We start from the raw sequence: 19,720 nt of genomic DNA, 5'->3' as shown, positions 1-19,720 counted from the left end.
TTCTTAGCTTTTACTCGCAAAAAAGGGATCCACTTTACCTCTTTTTTAAGTAATCCTTCAACTACAAATCGATTCTATCTAAGCTCAGAAAGAAAAATTATCTGTTTTTCTCGTTATTATATTTGTAAAAAGATTAATGATCTTTAAAAACACATTTAAAAAGAATATTTATCTGATTTTTAATCTTAATAAGAATTATTCATCTTTTATTTTCAAATTTGCAAGGTAAAAAAACTAAATATTGTTATCAGATGAAAGCGGACCTACAAGAAGATTTGAGAATTAGCGAAAAGAAAAATATTGAAAACACTCCAAATGCAATCCAAAATGATTTTGCATTTACATTAGAGAGTATTTATTTCAATGAAAACTATATTCCATCCAACAATACACGTGCAACAACCAACTTTGCTAATTTGGCAAGGGGAGAGAGTCGTCAGGAAAACTTGCGCAACACTATTAATATGATCAACAATCGTTTTAATACGTTGGCGAGCTGGGATAATCCTAATAAGGATCGCTATTCGGTTGAATTAGAAATTGTTTCTGTTTACGTAGATATTGATGGTAGTGGGAAAACATTCCCATCGATAGAGGTTTTGAAAACGTATATTATCGATCACAAAACAGGTAAACGCATTGAAGGCATTGTTGGAAATAATTTTTCTTCTTATGTACGCGATTATGATTTCAGCATATTGCTTTCAGAGCATAACAAGGGTAAAGAGAAGTTTAGTATTCCTGATAATTTTGGTGAATTACACGGTAATTTATTTAAGTATTTTGTGAATTCGGATACGTACAAAAAAAACTTTATTAAACCACCCGTTATCTGTTTGAGTGTATCGGATAGTAAAACGTATAACCGTACAGGAAACCATCATCCAATATTAGGTTTTGAATACGAAACCGACGATTCTTCTTTAACAGAGCAATATTTTAAAAAAATGGGCTTGCAGGTTCGTTGTTTTATGCCTCATAACAGCGTTGCACCTTTGACGTTTTATTTCTTCGGTGACTTACTAACGGATTACACGAACCTTGAATTAATCAGTACGATTAGTACAATGGAAACGTTCCAAAAGATTTACAGACCTGAAATTTATAATGCCAATTCTGTCGCACCGGTTTGCTATAAGCCGAGTTTGAAAAATCAAGATCATTCTTTAACAAAAATTGTATACAACCGAGAAGAGCGTACGCAGTTAGCAATTGAGCAAGGTAAATTTGCAGAAGAGCATTTTATTAAGCCTCATAAAATCGTACTGGAACAATGGTCAGCCAACTTCGCTCTTTAATTAATACCACAATACATTAAAATTATTTTTATTATGAAGAAATTATTATTACCTACTTCAATTGTTGGAAGTTTACCAAAACCTGCCTGGCTTGCACCACCTGAAAAACTTTGGTCACCTTGGAAATTAGAAGGAGATCAGTTATTTGAAGGGAAGGAAGATGCTTTGCGCATTTCTTTGCACGAACAACAATTGGCTGGGGTTGATATAATTAGTGATGGTGAGCAAACACGTCAACATTTTGTAACTACTTTTATCGAGCATTTAAGCGGTGTAGATTTTGAAAATCGTAAAATTGTAAAAATTCGTGACCGTTATGATGCGAGCGTTCCTGTTGTTGTAGATCAGGTTGCACGTCAAAAATCAGTTTTTGTTGATGATGCTAAATTTTTACGCAAACAGACTAATAAGCCTATAAAATGGGCATTGCCTGGCCCGATGACAATGGTAGATACCTTATATGATGACCATTACAAAAGCCGAGAAAAATTGGCATGGGAATTTGCAAAAGCGCTTAATGAAGAAGCAAGAGAACTTCAAGATGCGGGGGTAAATATTATCCAGTTTGATGAACCTGCGTTTAATGTATTCTTTGATGAAGTAAACGATTGGGGAATGGCAGTATTGGAAAAAGCCATTGAAGGTTTAAAATGCGAAACGGCTATACATATTTGTTACGGTTATGGAATTCAAGCCAATACGGACTGGAAAAAAACATTGGGTTCAGAGTGGCGTCAATACGAAGAAATTTTTCCAAAAATTCAAAAATCTAAAATTGATATTGTGTCATTAGAATGTCATAACTCAAATGTACCATATAATTTAATGGAACTTGTTCGTGGTAAAAAAGTAATGGTCGGTGCAATTGATGTAGCAACCAATACTATCGAAACACCTGAAGAAGTAGCTAATACGTTACGTAAAGCGCTGGAGTTTGTAGACATCGAAAATCTTTACCCTTCTACAAATTGTGGTATGGCCCCGTTAACTAGAGATGTAGCCAGAGGTAAGTTAAGTGCTTTAAGCGCAGGAGCAGAAATTATACGCCAAGAATTGGCTGTTTAATTCCAATCCATAATTAGAAAATAGAATCTTTTTTTGATTCATTCTGTCCGTAGCGTTTAGCGACTCTACGGACTAACAAATAAATCTAGAGAATCCGGTCCCGGATTTGACTCTTAAAATTATACTTCTTTTCGTCGCGCCATACTTTGAGCGATGATGCTGGCAGCAATCAATTGCAAGGCATGATAAAGCATCAGTGGCAACAATACTATGCCGGTGATGGTACTGTGCTGAAAAAGTACTTTTGACATTACAGTACCGTGTACCAATGACTTTTTAGATCCACAGAATAAAACAGTAATACGATCTTCCTCTGAAAAACCAAGCAAGCGACTGATTAGTCCCACACAAAGGAATACTGCAAAAAATAATATCATCATACCTGTGGCAAGTCCGACAAGTTCAAGGGCAGTGAAGCCTTCAAAAAGATGTTCCGAGAATGATTTACAAAATGATGTGTAAATAATGGTAAGAATGATTGCCTGATCGAAATATTTAAGCTGTTTTTTATATTTTTCAGCTATAGCGCCAAAACGAGAGTTCAGGCTGATTCCTATAATCACAGGCAACAAAACTTGAAGAACTAACTTTATGACAATTTCAGTGATATCAAAATTGCCAGTTGCAGAAGCTATGAACAGTCCAACCCAAAGTGGCGTAACGACTACTCCAATTAAACTGGAAATACTCGCATTGAAAATGGCTGCGGGAATATTACCCTTGGCGATAGAAACCATCACCACAGAAGAGGAAACAGTAGAGGGTAAAGCTGCCAGAAAAAATACACCTAACCAAAGCAATTCATAGCCCGCGTTGATGAACAAGGGACGAAATGTCAAAACGATAAGCGGAAAAAATAAAAAGGTTGTCAATTGTACGACAATATGCATTTTCCAGTTGGCAAGCCCTGATTTTAGTTTTTCAACACTCAGTCGCAAGCCATAAAACAAGAATATAAACGATACGCCTACATTGGCAATGTCCTCCAGCGAAATTGGTTCTTTGATCATGCCTGGCTGCGGCAAAAAATAAGCCAACAAAATCATGGTGGCAATCATTAACAGGAAACCGTCGAAACCTGCTTTTTTCAATACTTCTAATAATTTCTTCAATGTGTTCTTGTATTTGTTAGATTTTTATACGGCAAAAATAAGTTTTACAGGTTATTAATCTTCAATATAGTTAAAATAAGGTTTTTGTATTGGTTTTTGTTATATTTGAAGATTATTATTCTATTTTGTAAATTAATTCAACCTATTTTAAGTAAAATATTCTATGGAGCAAATAGACGACATTGATCTTCAGTTACTACATATACTTCACGATAATTCTAAACATACTGTAAAAGAGCTTGCCAAGATGGTAAATCTTTCTGCATCGCCCGTTTTTGAACGTATTAAAAGATTAGAAAACAACGGTTATATTAAAAAATATATAGCGCTGCTGGATGCAGAAAAACTAAACAGAGGATTCATCGTTTTCTGTAATATCAAACTTAAGCAGCACGATAGAAATATCGGGAATCAGTTTGTTAATGATATTATGAAAATAGAAGAAATTGTGGAATGCTATAATATCTCAGGAGATTACGATTTTTTAATGAAAGTATCTGCCAAAGATATGAAGCATTATCAGGATTTTGTCTTTAATAAATTAGGCTCAGTTGAAAGCATAGGCAGCACGCATAGTACATTTGTCATGTCGGAGATAAAACATACACATGGATAATTGTTTCCAAGAAGTTTTAATTTATTCAATTGGAATACAAAAATCTACGATACTTATTTTTTCCGGATGCTCATTGAAATTATTATAATAAATTTCATAAGGATTTCGATCCGCTTTTTTATATCCGTTTTCGTTCATCCAAATAAAAAGGCCGCTCCATGATTTCTCAAATTCATGTATTCCAATTTCAAAATGTCCAACAATAAATTTACCGCTTTCAATTGTAGTTAAACCAATTTCTCCGTCAACATTAATTTTTTCTTTCAGGGAAATACAAGCACTCATTCTAACTTTATCTGGATCTGTAATTTTAAAACTGTCGTGATAAATAGTAATTATTTTTAAGTCTTCATTTTCTAAAAGCCCTTTCGGAGTTGCCCATTTAATTAATTTTGAATAGGCATTTTGCATTCCGTTATGCCCAATTTGCGTAATATAGGCAAGGTCTAATTTTGGTAATTTTTTAATTTCAATTTTTGCTTTCATAGTAATCCAATTTTTATGATTATTAATGTTGCAAATATATTCGTCAGCTATTCCATTTTCTTGTCCATTCTTGCTATCCAGTTTACCAATCTTGCTAAATTTGTTTGAGTGGGTTTTCCTGAACTCGGAGGGACTTATGGCGTAAAATTTCTTAAAAGTTCTGGTAAAAGAAGAATTGCTGTTAAATCCATATTGTAATGAAAGTTCAGCGATTGTGATCTCTTTTTTATGCATCAATATTGATGCTGCTTTTTCAATTCTTTTGCGAGTAACATATTCATTTATATTCTCGTTTGTAATTGCTTTAAAAATTCTGTGCAAATGAAATGGCGAGTAATTTCCAATTTTAGCGACAGTTTCCAAAGTCAGTTCCTGATCTAAATTGTCGTCAATAAATAGTAATATGTTATTAATCCTTTTTATGTAATCTTCTTTCATATTTCCGTTTTCTACCGTTCTAAATTAATCTTTTACTGAAATAGTAAGCAATAGTTGAATTAAAATTATTAATTAAAAAGTATTTACATTGCTGTTTACAAATCTGTAGCTATGATGGTAAAGCAAATTATTCATTTGGGTTTGCAGGTTTTATTAGAAGTTTGAAAAAAAAAAGTTATTTTATTTTAAACTGATCGGTTTATAATTTATCTTTGCAGTCTTATGGGAAGAAATAGAGAATTTGATTATGATCAAAAATTAGACATTGCGCTGGAACTTTTCTGGACGCAAGGCTATCATGTAACTTCGATCAATGATCTTGAGAAGCACATGGGAATGAATCGAAGCAGTATTTATCCAACGTATGGTGATAAAAAATCATTGCTTATAAAATGCTTAACGAAGTATCTTAAATCTAAAGTATCAGAATATGAAGGTATTTTAAATAATAGTCAAACTGATGCTATTGAAAGTCTCCGAAAAATATTGCGTTTGGCAGTTGATCAAAGTATAAATGAAGACAGAACATGTCTGGCAGTTAAAATGGCATTTGAAATTGCATTAACTGATGAAGATGTCAGACGTTTGCTGGCCAATAATGAGAAAAAGATCGAAGATATCTATTTTGAAACGTTAAAAATCGGGCAGGAGCAAGGAAGCATCAAAGCGGATTTAGATACAAAATTAACTGCCGATTTCCTGGCATGTTCTTCAAGTGCACTTTTCAAAAATTACGCTTTAAATAAAAATCGAAAAACCATCTACGAGATGATTGAAACTTTGATCGATATGATTAAAGTATCACCGCTATAGTGTTTACTATAGAACTAAATTAACAAATAATATTTTTTTAACCTTTTTTAAACCGATCAGTTTAATATGAATTTAAGTATAAACAAAAGAATAGCGTATATAGGATGTTTGGGCGTTATCGGAATTATAAGTACAGAATTTGGTGTAATTGGCATCTTGCCACAAATCGCTGATTATTACAATATAAATATTGGAACCGCTGGTTATCTGCTGAGCTTATTTGCTTTAACTATTGCTCTGACAGGACCATTCATGGTATTGTATGTTTCAAAATTTGACAAAAAGAAAATTATGATGTATGCTTTGGGACTTTTTTTAATTTCTAATTTTTTCTCAATTTTCAGTCCGCCTTTTTGGCTACTGATGATACTTCGAATACTACCCACGATTTTGCATCCGGCATTCTTTTCAATGGTTATTGCCGCTGCGACTAAGGATACTTCTGCTCAAATGCAAATGCGCTTAACCAGTATTATAATTGGTGGTATTGCACTTGCTCAGGTTACACTGATTCCCTTTACCACATTTATCGCTAGTATTTACACCTGGCAGCTGAGCTATGTTATTCAGGGCTTGATAATTTCGATAACATTAATCATTATTTATAAGTTTATGCCCTCGATGCCAAATGAAGAAGTGAAGTCTTTTAAAAATCAATTGGGCATACTCACAAGACCTAAATTCATAGCCGGTACCGCTGTAAATTTGTTTTTAATAACTGCCTGGTTTTGTTCCTACAGCTATTTTGCAGACTATCTTTCAAAAGAAAAAGGTTTAAGTCCACAGCAAATTAGCTATATGTTGCTATTATTTGGTGTAATGGGCGTTATTTCAAACTTTCTTGCAGGTCGTTTATTAGGTAAATTTATGATTTGGACTACTTTATTTTTCCTTGCAGGTACGTTTTTGCTTCCATTTGCATTTCAATTTACAACTGGTTCAATATTCAGCGTAGCGATTGTAGTCGGATTTTGGGGAATTATGTATGGACCATGTTTCCTAATCGGTGTTGGTCATATGGTTTCAGCAGCATCTGATGCTAAAGAATTTGCCAATAGTCTACAGACTTCTTTTGGAAATCTTGGTGTTTCAATGGGGACTGCTGTCGGAGGATGGTTTATTAATCAGTATGGAATATCCATTACGCCATGGGTTGGTATCGGATTTGGTGTATTGGCTCTTATTGTGATTTTATGGAGAGCTTGGCTGGATAGAAATAGTACTATCTAAGAAATCCAAATTTTTTAAGAAATTGTATTTTAAAAACTATGATGTCCGGTATTCTAAATTAGAAAATGGTTTTGCTATTTGAAGATTTGGCAGATCAGAATAATGGGCTTAATTTAGCTTGCGCCTTGTTTGAAATATTAAAGCACGACAAAAATGAAGAAAATTGGATTAGTGGGAGGAATAAGCTGGACATCAACATTAGATTATTATAAATTTATAAACGAAGGCGTAAATGCAAAATTAGGGGGATTAAACTTTGCGGAGTGTATTATTTACTCATTGAATTTTGGAGATATCCAGACCCAAAGCTGGGAAAACTCATATGATCTGTTGCTGAATGCCTGTGAAAGTTTAAAAAAAAGCGGAGCAGATGGAATTGCATTGTGTGCAAACACGGCACATATCTTTGCTGACAAACTTCAGCAGGAGATTAATCTTCCGATAATTCATATCGTTGCAGAGACAGCTGTAGCAATAAACAAAAATGGGTTTAAAAAAGTTGGACTTTTGGGTACAAAGTTTACAATGGAAATGGACTTTTACAGGAACAAACTTGAATCATTCGGACTTGAGGTTTTAGTACCTGAAAAACCTGAAACGAGGGAATATATACAATACACATTAAAGGAGGAATTGGGTGCTGGGATTATTAATCCTGAAACAAAGAAAAATTACATAGAAATTGTGAAAGACCTGATTGAAAAAGGAGCAGAATGTATTGTACTAGGATGTACTGAAATCCCAATGTTATTAAGCCAGGATGATTTTGAAATTCCTGTGTTTGACACTACTAAAATTCATTCACAGGCGATCGTGGATTTTATAACGGAGTAAAGATAGAAAAATTCCCGACTCAGGTGTGATCTTCTAGCTCGTAAACAGTTATACTTAAAGTGATAATATAAGATATAATTCAAGTACTTTTTGTACATCTGAATAATAAGCTTGAAAATCCTGAGCGTTTAAAGGTATTGTACTTAAAAATAGAAATAAATAAAGTATTATTTTCATAACTTGTCTGCCGATATATTAACAACAAGATCTTCAATAAATTCATTACTAAATGGAACAAAAACGCTTGATTCGCTTTTTGATGTTCCACTGTTTTCTTTACCAAATGAATGATATGTTGAATAAATCCATCCCCCTGGAACTCTTCTTACTGATGTTTGCTCATTTGCATACATTCCAGAATGTGATGCGATTATCATACTTTCATGTAATTGTAAGTCGTGAATTGATTTTTGCTGTTTTGATTCCATAATTTAATTGTTTTTTAAGATGTTTGATTTAATAGTGCAACAAGTTCTATAAAACTTGCTCCTTTTTGACTAAGTAACCAGTCCTGAGATTTTTTTTCCCTATATACTAATTGATTACTAATTAACTGTCGTCGAAGTTCGATACTAAAATTTTCAAATTTCCAAGGCCTTGCTGAAAACACAAAGTTTTTTAATTGATTTCTATCTTCAGCAGAAATTATTTTATAAAATTTGATAATTGGATTTTCATCAATCTCGCTTAATTCATGATTTCTTTCAAGGATTTCTTTTGAAAAATCATTTGCTTCTTTTAATTTAGTATTTAAACTTTCTATTACATTTTGATCTGCCGCTGCTCTTTGCAGACTGGATTGTTCTAAAATTGCTATTCTTTCTACTAATTCTTGTTTGCTTTTATTCCCACTTACAATATCATTTAATTCAACTTCATCTATAGCTAAACTCTTTTTCTCACTTGTTCGATGTTTTCTAACACTATAAATATTAGTTAACCTTCCTTTTTTAGTTTCTGTTAAATCATTTTCAATTTGTAACATAATTTTAGGAACTAGTAAAGTATAAAATGTCGCAATGACTAATGGTATAAACAATGACCAAAAGGTACAATATTCATTATTAATTACAATAATCTTATCCTCTATAGATGCATTCGAAAAAAGAAGTAAAAGTATAGGTCGCCAGTTGTAAATCAAAAACGAATAAAGAAAAGCTCCTGAAATTGGTGTTTTAAGTCTTTCTTTAGTAGAATCTAAAAAATCTTTAATTAAATCTGCAAATGTCATCTGTTAGTTTTAGTTCAACAAACATAAGAAAAACTGTAAACTGTAAGATAAAGAATCATATAATTAAAATTGATACTACAATTTTACCAGCAATGTAAATTAATCTTTTTATTCTTTTATGCTTTTCTTTTATTGATGTTATTTTTTTTAAGCTCAATCTCATGATCTTCGATAATTTTATCATATTTATCTAGCATAGTCAAAAGTATATAGATGTTATCGGAAAACCTTACGGAAAACCGTAAGGTCGTTTAGTTTTTTTTATTTATTTTTGTATTGTTAGTTCTAAGAAAGTATGCTAGTGTTTTTTTAGAGCTGGCAGAGTGGTTAATTGCGTTCGTCTCCAAAACGAAAGACGTTAATTCGTCACATGGGTTCGAATCCCATGCTCACCACAACTAAAGGGGTTTGAAAAAGCCCCTTTTCCATTAGGAGTAATATCATATTAAATCGATTTTGATATTTTATATAGAAATAAAAATTACATTGTCAACGTAATAGATAATCTTATTTTTACTTGCTTCATAAAATTTAGCGATCTGAAACTGCCTCGTAATCTGCTTTATTTTTTTCAAAAAAGGTATCATCTGCGAGAAGCTATTGCTTTTGCAAGAAACTCGCATATACTATTAAAGATAATAACCGCCTATATCCCTAAAATTTGATGAATATATTTTTAAGATCTTCCTGTATTGTTCTAATCTTAGGGCTTATGTGGCAATTTCCTGCTTATTCGCAAAATGGCTCAACGGTTTCGGAGAGCAAAATGATTCCGGAAGTTTTAGCAAAGCAATTTCATGACTTGTCCAAAAACAATACTTCTGATCTAGTGTACCTGCAAACCAGTAAAAACATTTATGAAACAGAAGAAGATGTATGGTTTAAAGGCTATGTATTGGATGCACAATTTTTTTTGCCTTCAGGAAATAGTAAAATATTGTTTGTACAATTGATAGAAGACAAAACGGATAAAGTTGTTTGGGAAAAGAAGTATGAAATAGAAAGTGGCTTTGTTAATGGGCATCTGTTTTTGGATAGTAATCTCGCCGAGGGAACTTACACTCTGGCAGCTTATAGCTCCTTTTCTTATACCAGAAATAGTAAAGAATTTTACGCTCTAAAGAAATTAGAGGTTTTAAAATCAATAAGCCGTAAAGAAATCTTTAAACCGGTTAAGAAAGACATTACTTTACATTTTAATGTTTTTCCCGAAGGAGGGAAGTTAGTCCATGGAATTGAAAACACATTGGCATTTAAAGCTGTCGATTCAAATGGGCTGCCTATTGATGTTTCCGGAAGTTTGTACGAAAATAATAAGCCTCTGCTTGATCTTAAAAGCATTCATGCAGGTATGGGAAGTTTTGTTTTTACACCCGATGCAGACAAAAAATATCATATTCTGCTCACATCGCCTGCGTCTGGGGGAAAATTTTCGTTAGGAGAAATATACCGCAGCGGTAAAACCTTGCAATTAGCAGGTCAGACAAAAGAAACTTTGATTTTTAAAGTTTCACAAAGCGCTGCCTTAAAGGAAGAAACTGTATATCTGAGGACACAGGTACGTGGAATTGTTTACAGTATTGCAGTAGGTTTATTGAAAAAGGAGCTGATCATTAAGGTGCCCTTAAAAGATATTCCGCAGGGTATTGCAGAAGTTACTCTTTTTAGCGAAAATTCAGTTCCTGAGGCAGAGCGCTTGGTTTATGTTAATCCAGATCAGAAATTAAATATTAATGCGCAACTCGATAAAAACAGCTATGAAACGAGAGAGAAAGCAACTCTAAAAATAAAAGTAACAGACCAAAACGGCCAACCGGCAGCAGCTCATTTGGGACTCAGCGTCTATGATAAATTGTACCAAAACAAAGGGGACGCAAAAAACATATTCACCCATTATCTTCTTTCTACCCAATTAAAAGGAAATATTTATGATCCTGCATACTATTTTAACACGCAAAATAAGAATCGACACCAGGCGTTAAACCTGTTGCTGCTCACCCAAGGATGGCGAAGCTATGTGTGGGAAGAATCCAATTTAAGAGAGAAGGTAAAAACCGTTATACCAATTGTTTCTGATGAGCTGAAAGCCAAAATCAGTTTAAGGAAAAACAATGCGAAAACAACTGAGGCACCGCCGCAAGGCATAAAGGTATTTTCTGCAGACGAACACAAAGGATCTGACATTGTGCTTGCCGATGAAGCAGGAGTCTTTTTTATTACACCCGATCATTTAAGAAAGGGGCAAGGAGGATATACCTATTTAAAATTGATGACGCCTCAGGAATCTAAATATCATATAGATATTAAGGATTTTTCTTTTGAAGAAATCAACAGAGAGCGTAAAATAAAAACAGTACTTTATCCAATACCGGCATTATTAAATAAAAAAACGGAAGACTTGCAGCTTATTGGAGATCGGCCGGATATAAACAAATTAAATGAAGTCTTAATAACTTCAAAAAAGAAAATAATATTCCGGGATAAATTTATAGGGAAGCTCGACAGTTTAGCTAAAATAAAGCCTTCTACAGATTATGTATGTGAAAATGGGATACTAAACTGCCCCAAACATCCGCCTTATCCAAATTATAAATTTATAAATACTACTAATAACCGACAGTTTTCCGAAGCAGAGCTTCTGGTTATGTTCAATATTGCAGCAATAAAGGGATTTTACGGCAAGAAAGTATTTTACGAGCCTATTTATGATCTAATAACAATAAATGATCCTACTGCAGATTACCGCAATACTTTGTACTGGAAACCGGATTTAATTACAAACGAACAAGGAGAAGCGACCGTGTCTTTTTTTTGTTCAGATATAAATACTTCTTATTTAGGAAATATAGAAGGTGTTAGCGGAGATGGGTTGCTTGGAACAGAAAATTTTGAATTCTTGGTTAAGAAAAAATAAATTGAAACTTCCCATTAAAGAACTTTACGTATTGAAGTGCTTTCTTGGTTAGGTTTTATATTATGTCTTTTTTTATTGAAACAATGTTGCATTTATAAATAAGAAGTTTATATTTGCAGTCATCCTGCATTGATCAAATGCAAATTCCTTTGAATGAAAAAGAAACTAAAATTAATACAACTTCTTTTACCGCTAATTGTATTGTTTGCAATACTATTTCCGGTCATTCATTCCTATCAGCACAAACATAATGATGCAAAACAATATACAAAGCATCACACCTCTGAACAAAACGAATTTAAATTACAAAATCATTCAAACGAGCATTGTGCGATATGCCACTTCAAGTTCAGTCCAATTGCTGCTTTTTCATTTCAATGTTTTGAATTCTACAAAAGTGTAAAAATAGCAGTATTTACTTCATTTTATTCTGAGGGCTATTCTCATTTCTTTAAAGGTTCTCTTTTTGCACTCCGTGCGCCACCTGCTAGTTTCTATTAGAAGTCTTTTCGATATGGAAGCATTGCTGCTCGCTCAATTAAATTGCCGATAATTAAAAAAATAAACCACTCGCACAAACTTTGAATAAACAGTTTAGCTGCTCAGTTTCGAAAATTTACTTCAATCAGATCGTTTCTTAAGCACAATTCATTTTGATTAAAAACATATTATTCTGCTATTTCCACTAGCAGCTTAGTACTGCTGTGCATTGTCATAAGATTTAAAAAATTATAAATAAACAAAAAGGAAAATACAATTCTGCTTTCGGTTTTTATGCTGCATTAATTACAGTCTTCAAATCAAAACGTATAGGATTTATTTTTCGTTTGATTCTTGTTATATAGCAGTTCAGAATGAATTATACCGGTTTTTACAGAAAGATTGAACTTTCTCGAGCCGCTACAAATACTATTCTATCAATGAAAATTCCCTTTTAATACTTCAAAAAAAAAATAATACAAATCAAATTAATCAAACACATTCTATGAAAAAAGTAAAATTATTTCTTCTGTTTTTTGTTATCACAACTATTTATACGTCCTGTAGCAGCGATAATACTAATGAAATTACGAAACCATTAGCCAGTAATATTGAAATTGGAACTGCCAATAACAAGCAAGCCTTAATTGGCCGTGATTTTCATTTTAATGCGGATGTAACGGCAGGGAATAAAATTGCTGATGTACAGCTAAAAATACTTCCAAAAAAAGGAGAAACCTACAGTAAAGACTGGAAACTCGAACTATACTGGGCAGAATACAAAGGAACTAAGAACACAAATGTTCACAAACATTTCAGCATACCAGCCGATGCTCCGGCAGGTAAATATGATTTCTGGTTTATTGTACTTGATGAAAACGGCTCTCAGCTCGAAATCAAAGAAGAGCTTAACATTATTGATCCTGCTAACATGCCGGCTGATCCGCTGATTGGCCGAGATATGATTTCACGAAATGACGATCTTATTTATTATATGGAAACCTGGGTAGAACCAGAATTAATATTCAAAAAGAATGATAAGCTTACTGCGCATGCTCAAATAAGCCAGATTGCGGGTGACGGAATTCTATATTCTGTTTTAATAAAAAAGAGTCTTAATTATCATCCTGAAAGTATCGATAATCTTGATCTAAAAAAAGTAATTGTGATCACAAAAGCAGAGCACAAAGGATTGGCACCAGCTTCAAAAATTTCTACACTGCAAAAGATCAATGATGTTTGGGGAGGTGAAAGTATAGTTATCGGTGCTGAGAAAGATTCGGAAGGAAATGAAACAACTGCAGACAAATCATGGCAGTCAGGACAATACAATTGGGTAATTCTTTATAAAAACACAACTCATAATTTAAGTGTTTATAAATCAATGCCAATTACGATTAGCTATTAATGAGTAATCTATAGAATCCTAATAATTAATTTAAATATATTCAACAATGAAAAACAATTATTTCAAACTTATTTTATTTTTTGCCTTATCCTCATTTGTATTTTCCTGTAGTAATGAAGACGAACAGCAAGCTCAAAAACCAACAATAGATAAAGTAGAACTTGGGCTGGGCAATAATGAAATTGGCGTTATTGGCCAGGATTTCCATTTTAATGCTGAAATTACAGCTGGAGACAAAATAAAAAATGTTGAGATTAAAATAGATCAGATCAGTACCGAAACATATTCTAAAGTATGGTCGCATCAAATCATCTGGGAACAGTACGCAGGGGCTAAAAACACTGTTGTGCATAAGCATTTTGATATTCCGGCAGATGCCGCAGAAGGAAAATACAGCTTTTTAATTGTCGTAACCGACCAGAATGGAACCAAACTTGAAGAAAGGAGAACTCTGACTATATATGCTCCGGAAAATCTTCCGCTCGATCTTAAATTTGATTTTGGAATAGATGCGGTTGATTCAGATTTTGCACCCATCAAAGTAATATATGCACAGCGTAGTATTTATGATAGTGAGTCTTATAAATCAGACGAGCCTATTAACGAAGATGAATTTCTTGCCCCAGTCGTAAATATTGCCGCAATAAAGGGAGACGGCAAGATGTATTGCCTTATTATTAATAAAAAGCATAATCACAGACCTGAAACAATAACAGCAATAGATTTCTCAAAAGCTGTTGTGGTTGATGTCTGGGAGCATAAAAACATCCAACAGTCACAGCTTGGCTCAAACATGTTTGATTTTTCTACAAACCCATTAACCATACTTTATCCAGCAATTAAAATTGGTGCTACTTCTGACAAAAACTTGCCTTCGCCAAATGCAGTTTCAAATTTAAAAAAATGGGAATCCGGACAATATTATGTGGGCTTCATTTACCACAACACCACCTATAATATGACATTATTCCATTACGGAGAAATTAAAGTGCAGATGAAATAGCCTGTTTTCACTCTTTATCATAATTCAATTAGCAAATAATTAGGCATAAAAAAAACCATTTCTAAACGAAATGGTTTTTTTGACCTCGATTGGATAAATTAATTATCGCAGAACGAAACAATTTGCTTTAAATGCCTTTCGGTTTGGTATTTATTAAAATTATCCCATTTTGGAGGTGTACTTGTTTTTTGTCCGTACATCGCATCCAGGCAAATGTTGTTGTCTTTGTATTTATCATGTAAAACAGCCAAAATTTTAAAGAAAAATTCATCCAGCATGATGATGGCTTCAAATTCTGATTTTAGTGTGCTGTAATTAGAGTCAGAAGGATTTAATAGCTGGAGTAAATTTAAAAGCTCGTTCTTTTCTTCTTCATTGATTTCAGTGGCATAACCCGTTTTTAAGGTTTTAAAAACCAAGTTATTCCAGGCTTTGCTGTCATGTCCCCATTGTACATCAGGCAGGTTTAGGGAATGTTCGCAAATTAGAATAATAGAAAAAAGAACATCATTTAAATACTCCGCTGGGAATTCGTCAAAGCTTCTGAATTCGAAACCGCTCTGGTACATTTTTTCCTGATTAAAATCAAGTCCCACTTCCGAAAGCATTTCATATTCCATGTGGGCTTCAATCTGATCGCGCCACCAAATGTTTTCTTCTTTTGTAAATTTCAGTAATTTTCTAAAATTATCTACTTTATAGGTTAGAATTTTACCTTTTGGCATTGCTTTGTTATAAGTTCCAACACCTATGTAACGGGACATCGCATTTCGCATTGAACCCAAAGTGAATTTTTTGTCTAAACTGAATTTATCACTGATCACGCCCATAATATCAGGGCTTCCGAGTGTGGATATGAAAAAAGGCTCAAACCACTGTAACAGGTAAATGGCGTTAGCATGTGTTTTTTCAAACTCATTGTAATCCACAATTCTGCTGTCTTCTGTTAATGATGGTAAAGTGATATGAAAATGGTAGGTTCCGTTATTGAACAAAACCAAATTTTCCTGATTGGTCATAAACATATTAAGGCCATTGTTGTAATCCGGAAAACTTAATTTTCCGTTTAATACAGACGATTCGTTGATTTTATCCAAAAACAGTTTTTTGGTCGCTTTCAATTCTTTGCAGGAATCAGTAATTGTTCTGTTTTCAAAATATTTGGTTACAAATTCAATAGAATCACCATCAAAATGCACAGATCCCATCGTTTTGTTTCTTTGGGTAATCATACTCTGAATGTTGTAGGGCTGATCTTCAAGGAAAAGTTCCATGATCGATTTGCCAAGATATTCCGGATTTTCAATCGGTTCTGCGATCCTCTCACCAACTTCCGTATCGATTACTGTTTTTATTGGGGATAATGTCTTGTGTTGATAATTGATATCAAGCTTTTCCAGCGAATGACTGTTCATCATTCGGCTTACTTTATAGCTTTCAGTCAGGTTAAAAGCTTTTTTTAGCATAGGAGCCAGGCTTTCGGGTTTATAGCATTTTCTGTAATCAATACTATATTTCTCAAAACCAATTTTTTCTTGTATAAATTCACCAGAAACTATTAGGGATTCTTCAAATTGCATGTAGGTTTCGTTTTCCAATCCTATTCCCCAATAATATTTTTTTGTCTGATTGTCTTTCATTTATACTTACTTTCTTTTTTTAAGGTTAATTATAATTTTTAAAGCATTATTTCATTTGAAGATACAAATCCGGCATTTATCATTAGTGACAGGAAACCTATAACGGATTAAGCATATTGGTGCCTCCATTATAAAAGTTTTTGTTTACTTTTAAAAAGATAGGAATTTGTATTTTAGATATTTGGCAATTGTTATCTAAGGAAAGATCAAATAAGGAGTAAAATTTTGTAATAGGATTATAAAATCACCAGTGCTATTAATGGCTTTTGTATCAATAATTTAAGCAATGGAAAGGCTAAATCACAACTTTTGCTGTTCTTGTTTTTTCTAAGTTGCAAAAGTAGTTTTTTATTATCGTATTTCCAAGTAGTTATCTTGTTGATAATCAATATTCTTTTAAATGTTTAAAGATATGACGAATATCGTTTTTATTCGTGATAATAAAACACATAAGAGGAATACAATTCATCATTCCACCAATCTTTTCTCACCTCCGAAAAGTAATTGTAATTCAGTTTTCCTGCCTGTGACTGTAGTGGATAAATAACAACGCCATTTTCACGGTATGCTTTATGCGACTCAGTTTCAGGAACCACGGGAACAATGTGTCCGGAGAGACCTTTTTCTTTTCTTTTGGCGCAGATTATTCCAATTCCGCCATAGGTATTTACCTTCTCCTGGATTTCTTCAACTGTAAACATTCTTTCCCATCCAAAATTTGGTCCCCATTCTAAAAACCAGTCGTGTATGGCACTGGAATAAATGCGGTCTACGGTTTGTTCAAAAACGGCTTCTACATCTTGTCCCTGTATAATTTTTTCAAGGGATTCGGGAGTCCACCAAACGGTTGGAAGGTATACTTTAGCAAAATAGCAAAAATCATAAGAATATACATTGCAATAGGTGTCTTCTACAGTTCTTTGATATCTAAGACTGTTTTCAACGTCCAGTTTATCAATGATTCGGGCAATACTTTCTTTTTTACTCGTTGTATCTGCCAGATCCCTAAAAGGAATTGTAGCATCCATTATCGGTTTTTCTTTCATTTCCATAGAATCCAACTGCGATTTTAGATCTGGTAACAAATTGGCTTTCTTGATTTGAATATTCGATAGTGTATGATCATCTAAAGGTAACGATGCTACTGTTACTGTATGTTTTTCCATCTTGACTGCTTAAAATTAATTGACTTGACGTTGCTAAATTGATTAATTATACAACGAAATTGGGTTAGTCAGCGGGTAAATATAAGGATTTTAAGTTGCCAGAGAGTTTTAGAAAAGTACAAATTACAGAAAATGGTGTGATATAGCTCAATTAGTAAATAATTAGGCATAAAAAATCCCATTTCGTTAGAAATGGAATTTTTTGTAACCCCCAACGGGACAAATTCTAGACCATTTTATGCAAGATTTAAAGAAATTGGCTTATTTTCAAGTTAAATTTTTGTAGAAAAAGTTATCAGCTCGATCTATAAATTAAATCGTTTTTAAAGTACCACCATCCGCTCGAAGGCACGAACCGTTTGTAGCAATTGAAAGTGAACTGGATAAATAAGCTGCAAAAGAAGCAATTTCAGCAGGATCGATAAAACGCTGTATTAAAGAATGCGGATTGTTTTGTTGTATAATAACGTTCTTCATTTGCTCAACTTCTATGTTTTGTAAAGAAGCAATATGCTCGATTGTCGAAGCAACTCCGTCAGAATAAGTTGGACCGCCTAGAATCGTATTTACAGTAATTTCAGTTCCCAGAGTTAGTTTAGATAGACCATTGCTAACAGCCATCATAGCTGCTTTTGTCATTCCGTAATGAATCATGTTTCCAGGAACATTCACGCCCGATTCACTGCTGATGAAAATAATTCTTCCTGAATTTTTCTGAATCATTTGCGGTAAAAGTTTTTTAGAAAGCCTGATACTGCTCATTACATTGATGTCAAAAATTCGATACCAGTCTTCGTCCTCGATAGCTCCAAAATCTTTCAATTCGAAGACTCCCACATTGTTTATTAAGATATCAATATCGTTTAGTTGATTTAATAATGCAGTTACTTCTTCTTTATTTCCAAAGTCGCAAACTATTCCAGAAACTGAGGCATCACGAAATTCCTCTTTTAATTTTTGAACAGCCAGATTGGTTTTTTCTTCGTTTCGTCCGTTAATGATAACTTCTGCTTTTTCATTTAATAATTGTTTTGCAATCGCAAAACCAATTCCTTGTGTCGAACCGCTTATAAAAGCTCTTTTTCCTTCTAGTTTTAAATTCATTTTTTATTGTTTTTTATTTTTGTAATGATTGATACATAAATAGTCAAAAAAATTAGCTGATAACAGCTAATTGCATTTCGATTTGATTTTTTAGGACATTCTTATCTGGATACATTCGACGAAGTGTGTTAAGACCGCACCAAAATGTTATTAAATATCTGCCCAGTATTTCTGGATCAGTTTGTGTTTTTAAGTTTCCCTTTATTTGTTCATTTTTAATAGCCTGAGTAAACATTTGTTCGACTTCTTTTAATATCTGAACCGCATTGTCTTCCAGATTTTCATCAATAAAAGTCATTTCTACAATCGTATTGGCAATAATACAGCCTTTAAGATGTTCGTTTTCTTCCGCGGAAGCAATACTTCTAAAAAAATCTTTGATCAATTCTAACGGAGAGCCACTTTTACTTAATTCAATTTTAAAAGCGTCAAAAGCCAATCTTCGTTCTTCAATTGCTTTTTTAAAAACCTCTTTTTTACCGCCTTTAAAAGTATTGTAAAAACTTCCGGCTCCTGCTCCGGTGGCTTTTTGCAAATCACTTAACGAAGTCGCGCTGTATCCTTTCTGCCAAAAAACTTCTTGTGCTTTTTTTATAATATTATCGTCTTCGTAGATTGTTGGCCTTCCTCTCATTGTTGATTTTTTATTTTGTAATGATTGATACAAAAATATGCAAAAATAATTTTACTCCAAATTTTAAAGCATTTTTTCTTTTTTTAATTAAAAAGACTGCCTGAATTGCAAAGGTGTTAAATTGGTTTTCTTTTTAAAGAATTTGCTGAAAGACTGTGAATACTCGAAACCTAATGAAAAAGCGATTTCGTTAACACCCGCGCTCTCCTTAGAGTTCTTGAAAAGCTATGCATTCTATGATAAAAAAC

At 33.2% G+C, this 19,720-nt stretch carries 18 protein-coding genes, 1 tRNA gene and 1 pseudogene; 11 read left to right on the top strand and 9 right to left on the bottom strand.

The window, feature by feature from the left end:
- The first annotated feature begins 251 nt into the window (after positions 1–251).
- Together B0A66_RS18415 and B0A66_RS18410 are read left to right on the top strand one after the other, a co-directional pair.
- On the top strand, positions 252–1,298 hold the full coding sequence (locus B0A66_RS18415; protein ID WP_208862606.1) for a DUF1852 domain-containing protein: 1,047 nt from the start codon (positions 252–254) through the stop codon (positions 1,296–1,298).
- 33 nt (positions 1,299–1,331) lie between these two features.
- Complete coding sequence (locus B0A66_RS18410; protein WP_089051331.1) at positions 1,332–2,363, top strand: methionine synthase; 1,032 nt, start codon at positions 1,332–1,334, stop codon at positions 2,361–2,363.
- A 119-nt stretch (positions 2,364–2,482) separates the two neighbouring features.
- Here the strand turns inward: B0A66_RS18410 and B0A66_RS18405 are convergent, their stop codons facing one another.
- A complete protein-coding gene (locus tag B0A66_RS18405) occupies positions 2,483–3,475 on the bottom strand; it encodes a bile acid:sodium symporter family protein (RefSeq protein ID WP_089051330.1) in 993 nt (330 codons plus the stop codon).
- A gap of 163 nt (positions 3,476–3,638) precedes the next feature.
- Here B0A66_RS18405 and B0A66_RS18400 point away from each other — a divergent pair, with 163 nt between their 5' ends.
- Positions 3,639–4,091 carry an Lrp/AsnC family transcriptional regulator gene (locus B0A66_RS18400; RefSeq protein ID WP_089051329.1) on the top strand — a complete coding sequence of 151 codons (453 nt, stop codon included), beginning with the start codon at positions 3,639–3,641 and terminating at the stop codon, positions 4,089–4,091.
- A gap of 21 nt (positions 4,092–4,112) precedes the next feature.
- On the opposite strand, the gene B0A66_RS18395 is transcribed toward B0A66_RS18400, so the two are convergent.
- Complete coding sequence (locus B0A66_RS18395) at positions 4,113–5,015, bottom strand: AraC family transcriptional regulator (RefSeq protein ID WP_089051328.1); 903 nt, start codon at positions 5,013–5,015, stop codon at positions 4,113–4,115.
- A gap of 222 nt (positions 5,016–5,237) precedes the next feature.
- Between B0A66_RS18395 and B0A66_RS18390 the strand changes: the two genes are divergently transcribed.
- The 3 genes from B0A66_RS18390 (at position 5,238) to B0A66_RS18380 (ending at position 7,892) form a co-directional block, all read left to right on the top strand.
- Positions 5,238–5,828, top strand: a complete 591-nt coding sequence (locus B0A66_RS18390) for a TetR/AcrR family transcriptional regulator (RefSeq protein WP_089051327.1) — start codon at positions 5,238–5,240, stop codon at positions 5,826–5,828.
- Between the two features lie 66 nt (positions 5,829–5,894).
- Positions 5,895–7,058, top strand: coding sequence for an MFS transporter (locus B0A66_RS18385; RefSeq protein WP_089051326.1), 1,164 nt, complete (start codon positions 5,895–5,897; stop codon positions 7,056–7,058).
- Positions 7,059–7,211: 153 nt separating this feature from the next.
- Entirely contained in the window at positions 7,212–7,892 is a 681-nt protein-coding gene (locus B0A66_RS18380) for an aspartate/glutamate racemase family protein (protein ID WP_089051325.1), read from the top strand.
- A gap of 173 nt (positions 7,893–8,065) precedes the next feature.
- On the opposite strand, the gene B0A66_RS18375 is transcribed toward B0A66_RS18380, so the two are convergent.
- Together B0A66_RS18375 and B0A66_RS18370 are read right to left on the bottom strand one after the other, a co-directional pair.
- On the bottom strand, positions 8,066–8,269 hold the full coding sequence (locus B0A66_RS18375) for a hypothetical protein (RefSeq protein WP_123868261.1): 204 nt from the start codon (positions 8,267–8,269) through the stop codon (positions 8,066–8,068).
- Positions 8,270–8,334: 65 nt separating this feature from the next.
- The gene (locus B0A66_RS18370; RefSeq protein WP_089051323.1) at positions 8,335–9,123 is read right to left on the bottom strand and encodes a hypothetical protein; all 789 of its coding nucleotides are present in this window, start codon (positions 9,121–9,123) and stop codon (positions 8,335–8,337) included.
- Between the two features lie 312 nt (positions 9,124–9,435).
- On the opposite strand from B0A66_RS18370, the gene B0A66_RS22970 reads away from it, so the two are divergent.
- The 5 genes from B0A66_RS22970 to B0A66_RS18350 all read left to right on the top strand — a co-directional run bounded on the left by B0A66_RS22970 (position 9,436) and on the right by B0A66_RS18350 (position 14,928).
- Positions 9,436–9,518: transfer RNA gene (locus B0A66_RS22970), tRNA-Trp, on the top strand.
- 269 nt (positions 9,519–9,787) lie between these two features.
- A complete protein-coding gene (locus tag B0A66_RS18365; RefSeq protein ID WP_208862605.1) occupies positions 9,788–12,037 on the top strand; it encodes a hypothetical protein in 2,250 nt (749 codons plus the stop codon).
- A 153-nt stretch (positions 12,038–12,190) separates the two neighbouring features.
- On the top strand, positions 12,191–12,538 hold the full coding sequence (locus B0A66_RS18360; RefSeq protein ID WP_089051321.1) for a hypothetical protein: 348 nt from the start codon (positions 12,191–12,193) through the stop codon (positions 12,536–12,538).
- A 484-nt stretch (positions 12,539–13,022) separates the two neighbouring features.
- Complete coding sequence (locus tag B0A66_RS18355) at positions 13,023–13,925, top strand: DUF4625 domain-containing protein (RefSeq protein WP_089051320.1); 903 nt, start codon at positions 13,023–13,025, stop codon at positions 13,923–13,925.
- 46 nt (positions 13,926–13,971) lie between these two features.
- Entirely contained in the window at positions 13,972–14,928 is a 957-nt protein-coding gene (locus tag B0A66_RS18350; RefSeq protein WP_089051319.1) for a DUF4625 domain-containing protein, read from the top strand.
- Positions 14,929–15,026: 98 nt separating this feature from the next.
- Here the strand turns inward: B0A66_RS18350 and B0A66_RS18345 are convergent, their stop codons facing one another.
- The 5 genes and pseudogenes from B0A66_RS18345 to B0A66_RS22745 all read right to left on the bottom strand — a co-directional run.
- Positions 15,027–16,568, bottom strand: a complete 1,542-nt coding sequence (locus tag B0A66_RS18345) for a hypothetical protein (protein ID WP_089051318.1) — start codon at positions 16,566–16,568, stop codon at positions 15,027–15,029.
- A 428-nt stretch (positions 16,569–16,996) separates the two neighbouring features.
- On the bottom strand, positions 16,997–17,734 hold the full coding sequence (locus tag B0A66_RS18340; protein ID WP_089051317.1) for a hypothetical protein: 738 nt from the start codon (positions 17,732–17,734) through the stop codon (positions 16,997–16,999).
- A gap of 312 nt (positions 17,735–18,046) precedes the next feature.
- On the bottom strand, positions 18,047–18,838 hold the full coding sequence (locus tag B0A66_RS18335) for an SDR family NAD(P)-dependent oxidoreductase (RefSeq protein WP_089051316.1): 792 nt from the start codon (positions 18,836–18,838) through the stop codon (positions 18,047–18,049).
- Positions 18,839–18,890: 52 nt separating this feature from the next.
- On the bottom strand, positions 18,891–19,472 hold the full coding sequence (locus tag B0A66_RS18330; RefSeq protein ID WP_089051315.1) for a TetR/AcrR family transcriptional regulator: 582 nt from the start codon (positions 19,470–19,472) through the stop codon (positions 18,891–18,893).
- Positions 19,473–19,559: 87 nt separating this feature from the next.
- Positions 19,560–19,664: pseudogene (locus tag B0A66_RS22745) on the bottom strand (helix-turn-helix domain-containing protein); the annotation flags it as partial.
- Positions 19,665–19,720: the final 56 nt, after the last annotated feature.

Source organism: Flavobacterium hercynium (genome assembly GCF_002217285.1).
Lineage (GTDB): Bacteria > Bacteroidota > Bacteroidia > Flavobacteriales > Flavobacteriaceae > Flavobacterium > Flavobacterium hercynium.
This window is presented reverse-complemented; position numbering and strand designations above follow the sequence as displayed.

Excerpts from the sequence above, each read along its gene's own strand:
- B0A66_RS18415 (WP_208862606.1), top strand. The coding sequence starts at position 252 with ATGAAAGCGGACCTACAAGAAGATTTGAGAATTAGCGAAAAGAAAAAT.
- B0A66_RS18410 (WP_089051331.1), top strand. The coding sequence starts at position 1,332 with ATGAAGAAATTATTATTACCTACTTCAATTGTTGGAAGTTTACCAAAA.
- B0A66_RS18400 (WP_089051329.1), top strand. The coding sequence starts at position 3,639 with ATGGAGCAAATAGACGACATTGATCTTCAGTTACTACATATACTTCAC.
- B0A66_RS18395 (WP_089051328.1), bottom strand. The coding sequence starts at position 5,015 with ATGAAAGAAGATTACATAAAAAGGATTAATAACATATTACTATTTATT.
- B0A66_RS18390 (WP_089051327.1), top strand. The coding sequence starts at position 5,238 with ATGGGAAGAAATAGAGAATTTGATTATGATCAAAAATTAGACATTGCG.
- B0A66_RS18385 (WP_089051326.1), top strand. The coding sequence starts at position 5,895 with ATGAATTTAAGTATAAACAAAAGAATAGCGTATATAGGATGTTTGGGC.
- B0A66_RS18380 (WP_089051325.1), top strand. The coding sequence starts at position 7,212 with ATGAAGAAAATTGGATTAGTGGGAGGAATAAGCTGGACATCAACATTA.
- B0A66_RS18375 (WP_123868261.1), bottom strand. The coding sequence starts at position 8,269 with ATGATAATCGCATCACATTCTGGAATGTATGCAAATGAGCAAACATCA.
- B0A66_RS18370 (WP_089051323.1), bottom strand. The coding sequence starts at position 9,123 with ATGACATTTGCAGATTTAATTAAAGATTTTTTAGATTCTACTAAAGAA.
- B0A66_RS18365 (WP_208862605.1), top strand. The coding sequence starts at position 9,788 with ATGAATATATTTTTAAGATCTTCCTGTATTGTTCTAATCTTAGGGCTT.
- B0A66_RS18360 (WP_089051321.1), top strand. The coding sequence starts at position 12,191 with ATGAAAAAGAAACTAAAATTAATACAACTTCTTTTACCGCTAATTGTA.
- B0A66_RS18355 (WP_089051320.1), top strand. The coding sequence starts at position 13,023 with ATGAAAAAAGTAAAATTATTTCTTCTGTTTTTTGTTATCACAACTATT.
- B0A66_RS18350 (WP_089051319.1), top strand. The coding sequence starts at position 13,972 with ATGAAAAACAATTATTTCAAACTTATTTTATTTTTTGCCTTATCCTCA.
- B0A66_RS18345 (WP_089051318.1), bottom strand. The coding sequence starts at position 16,568 with ATGAAAGACAATCAGACAAAAAAATATTATTGGGGAATAGGATTGGAA.
- B0A66_RS18340 (WP_089051317.1), bottom strand. The coding sequence starts at position 17,734 with ATGGAAAAACATACAGTAACAGTAGCATCGTTACCTTTAGATGATCAT.
- B0A66_RS18335 (WP_089051316.1), bottom strand. The coding sequence starts at position 18,838 with ATGAATTTAAAACTAGAAGGAAAAAGAGCTTTTATAAGCGGTTCGACA.
- B0A66_RS18330 (WP_089051315.1), bottom strand. The coding sequence starts at position 19,472 with ATGAGAGGAAGGCCAACAATCTACGAAGACGATAATATTATAAAAAAA.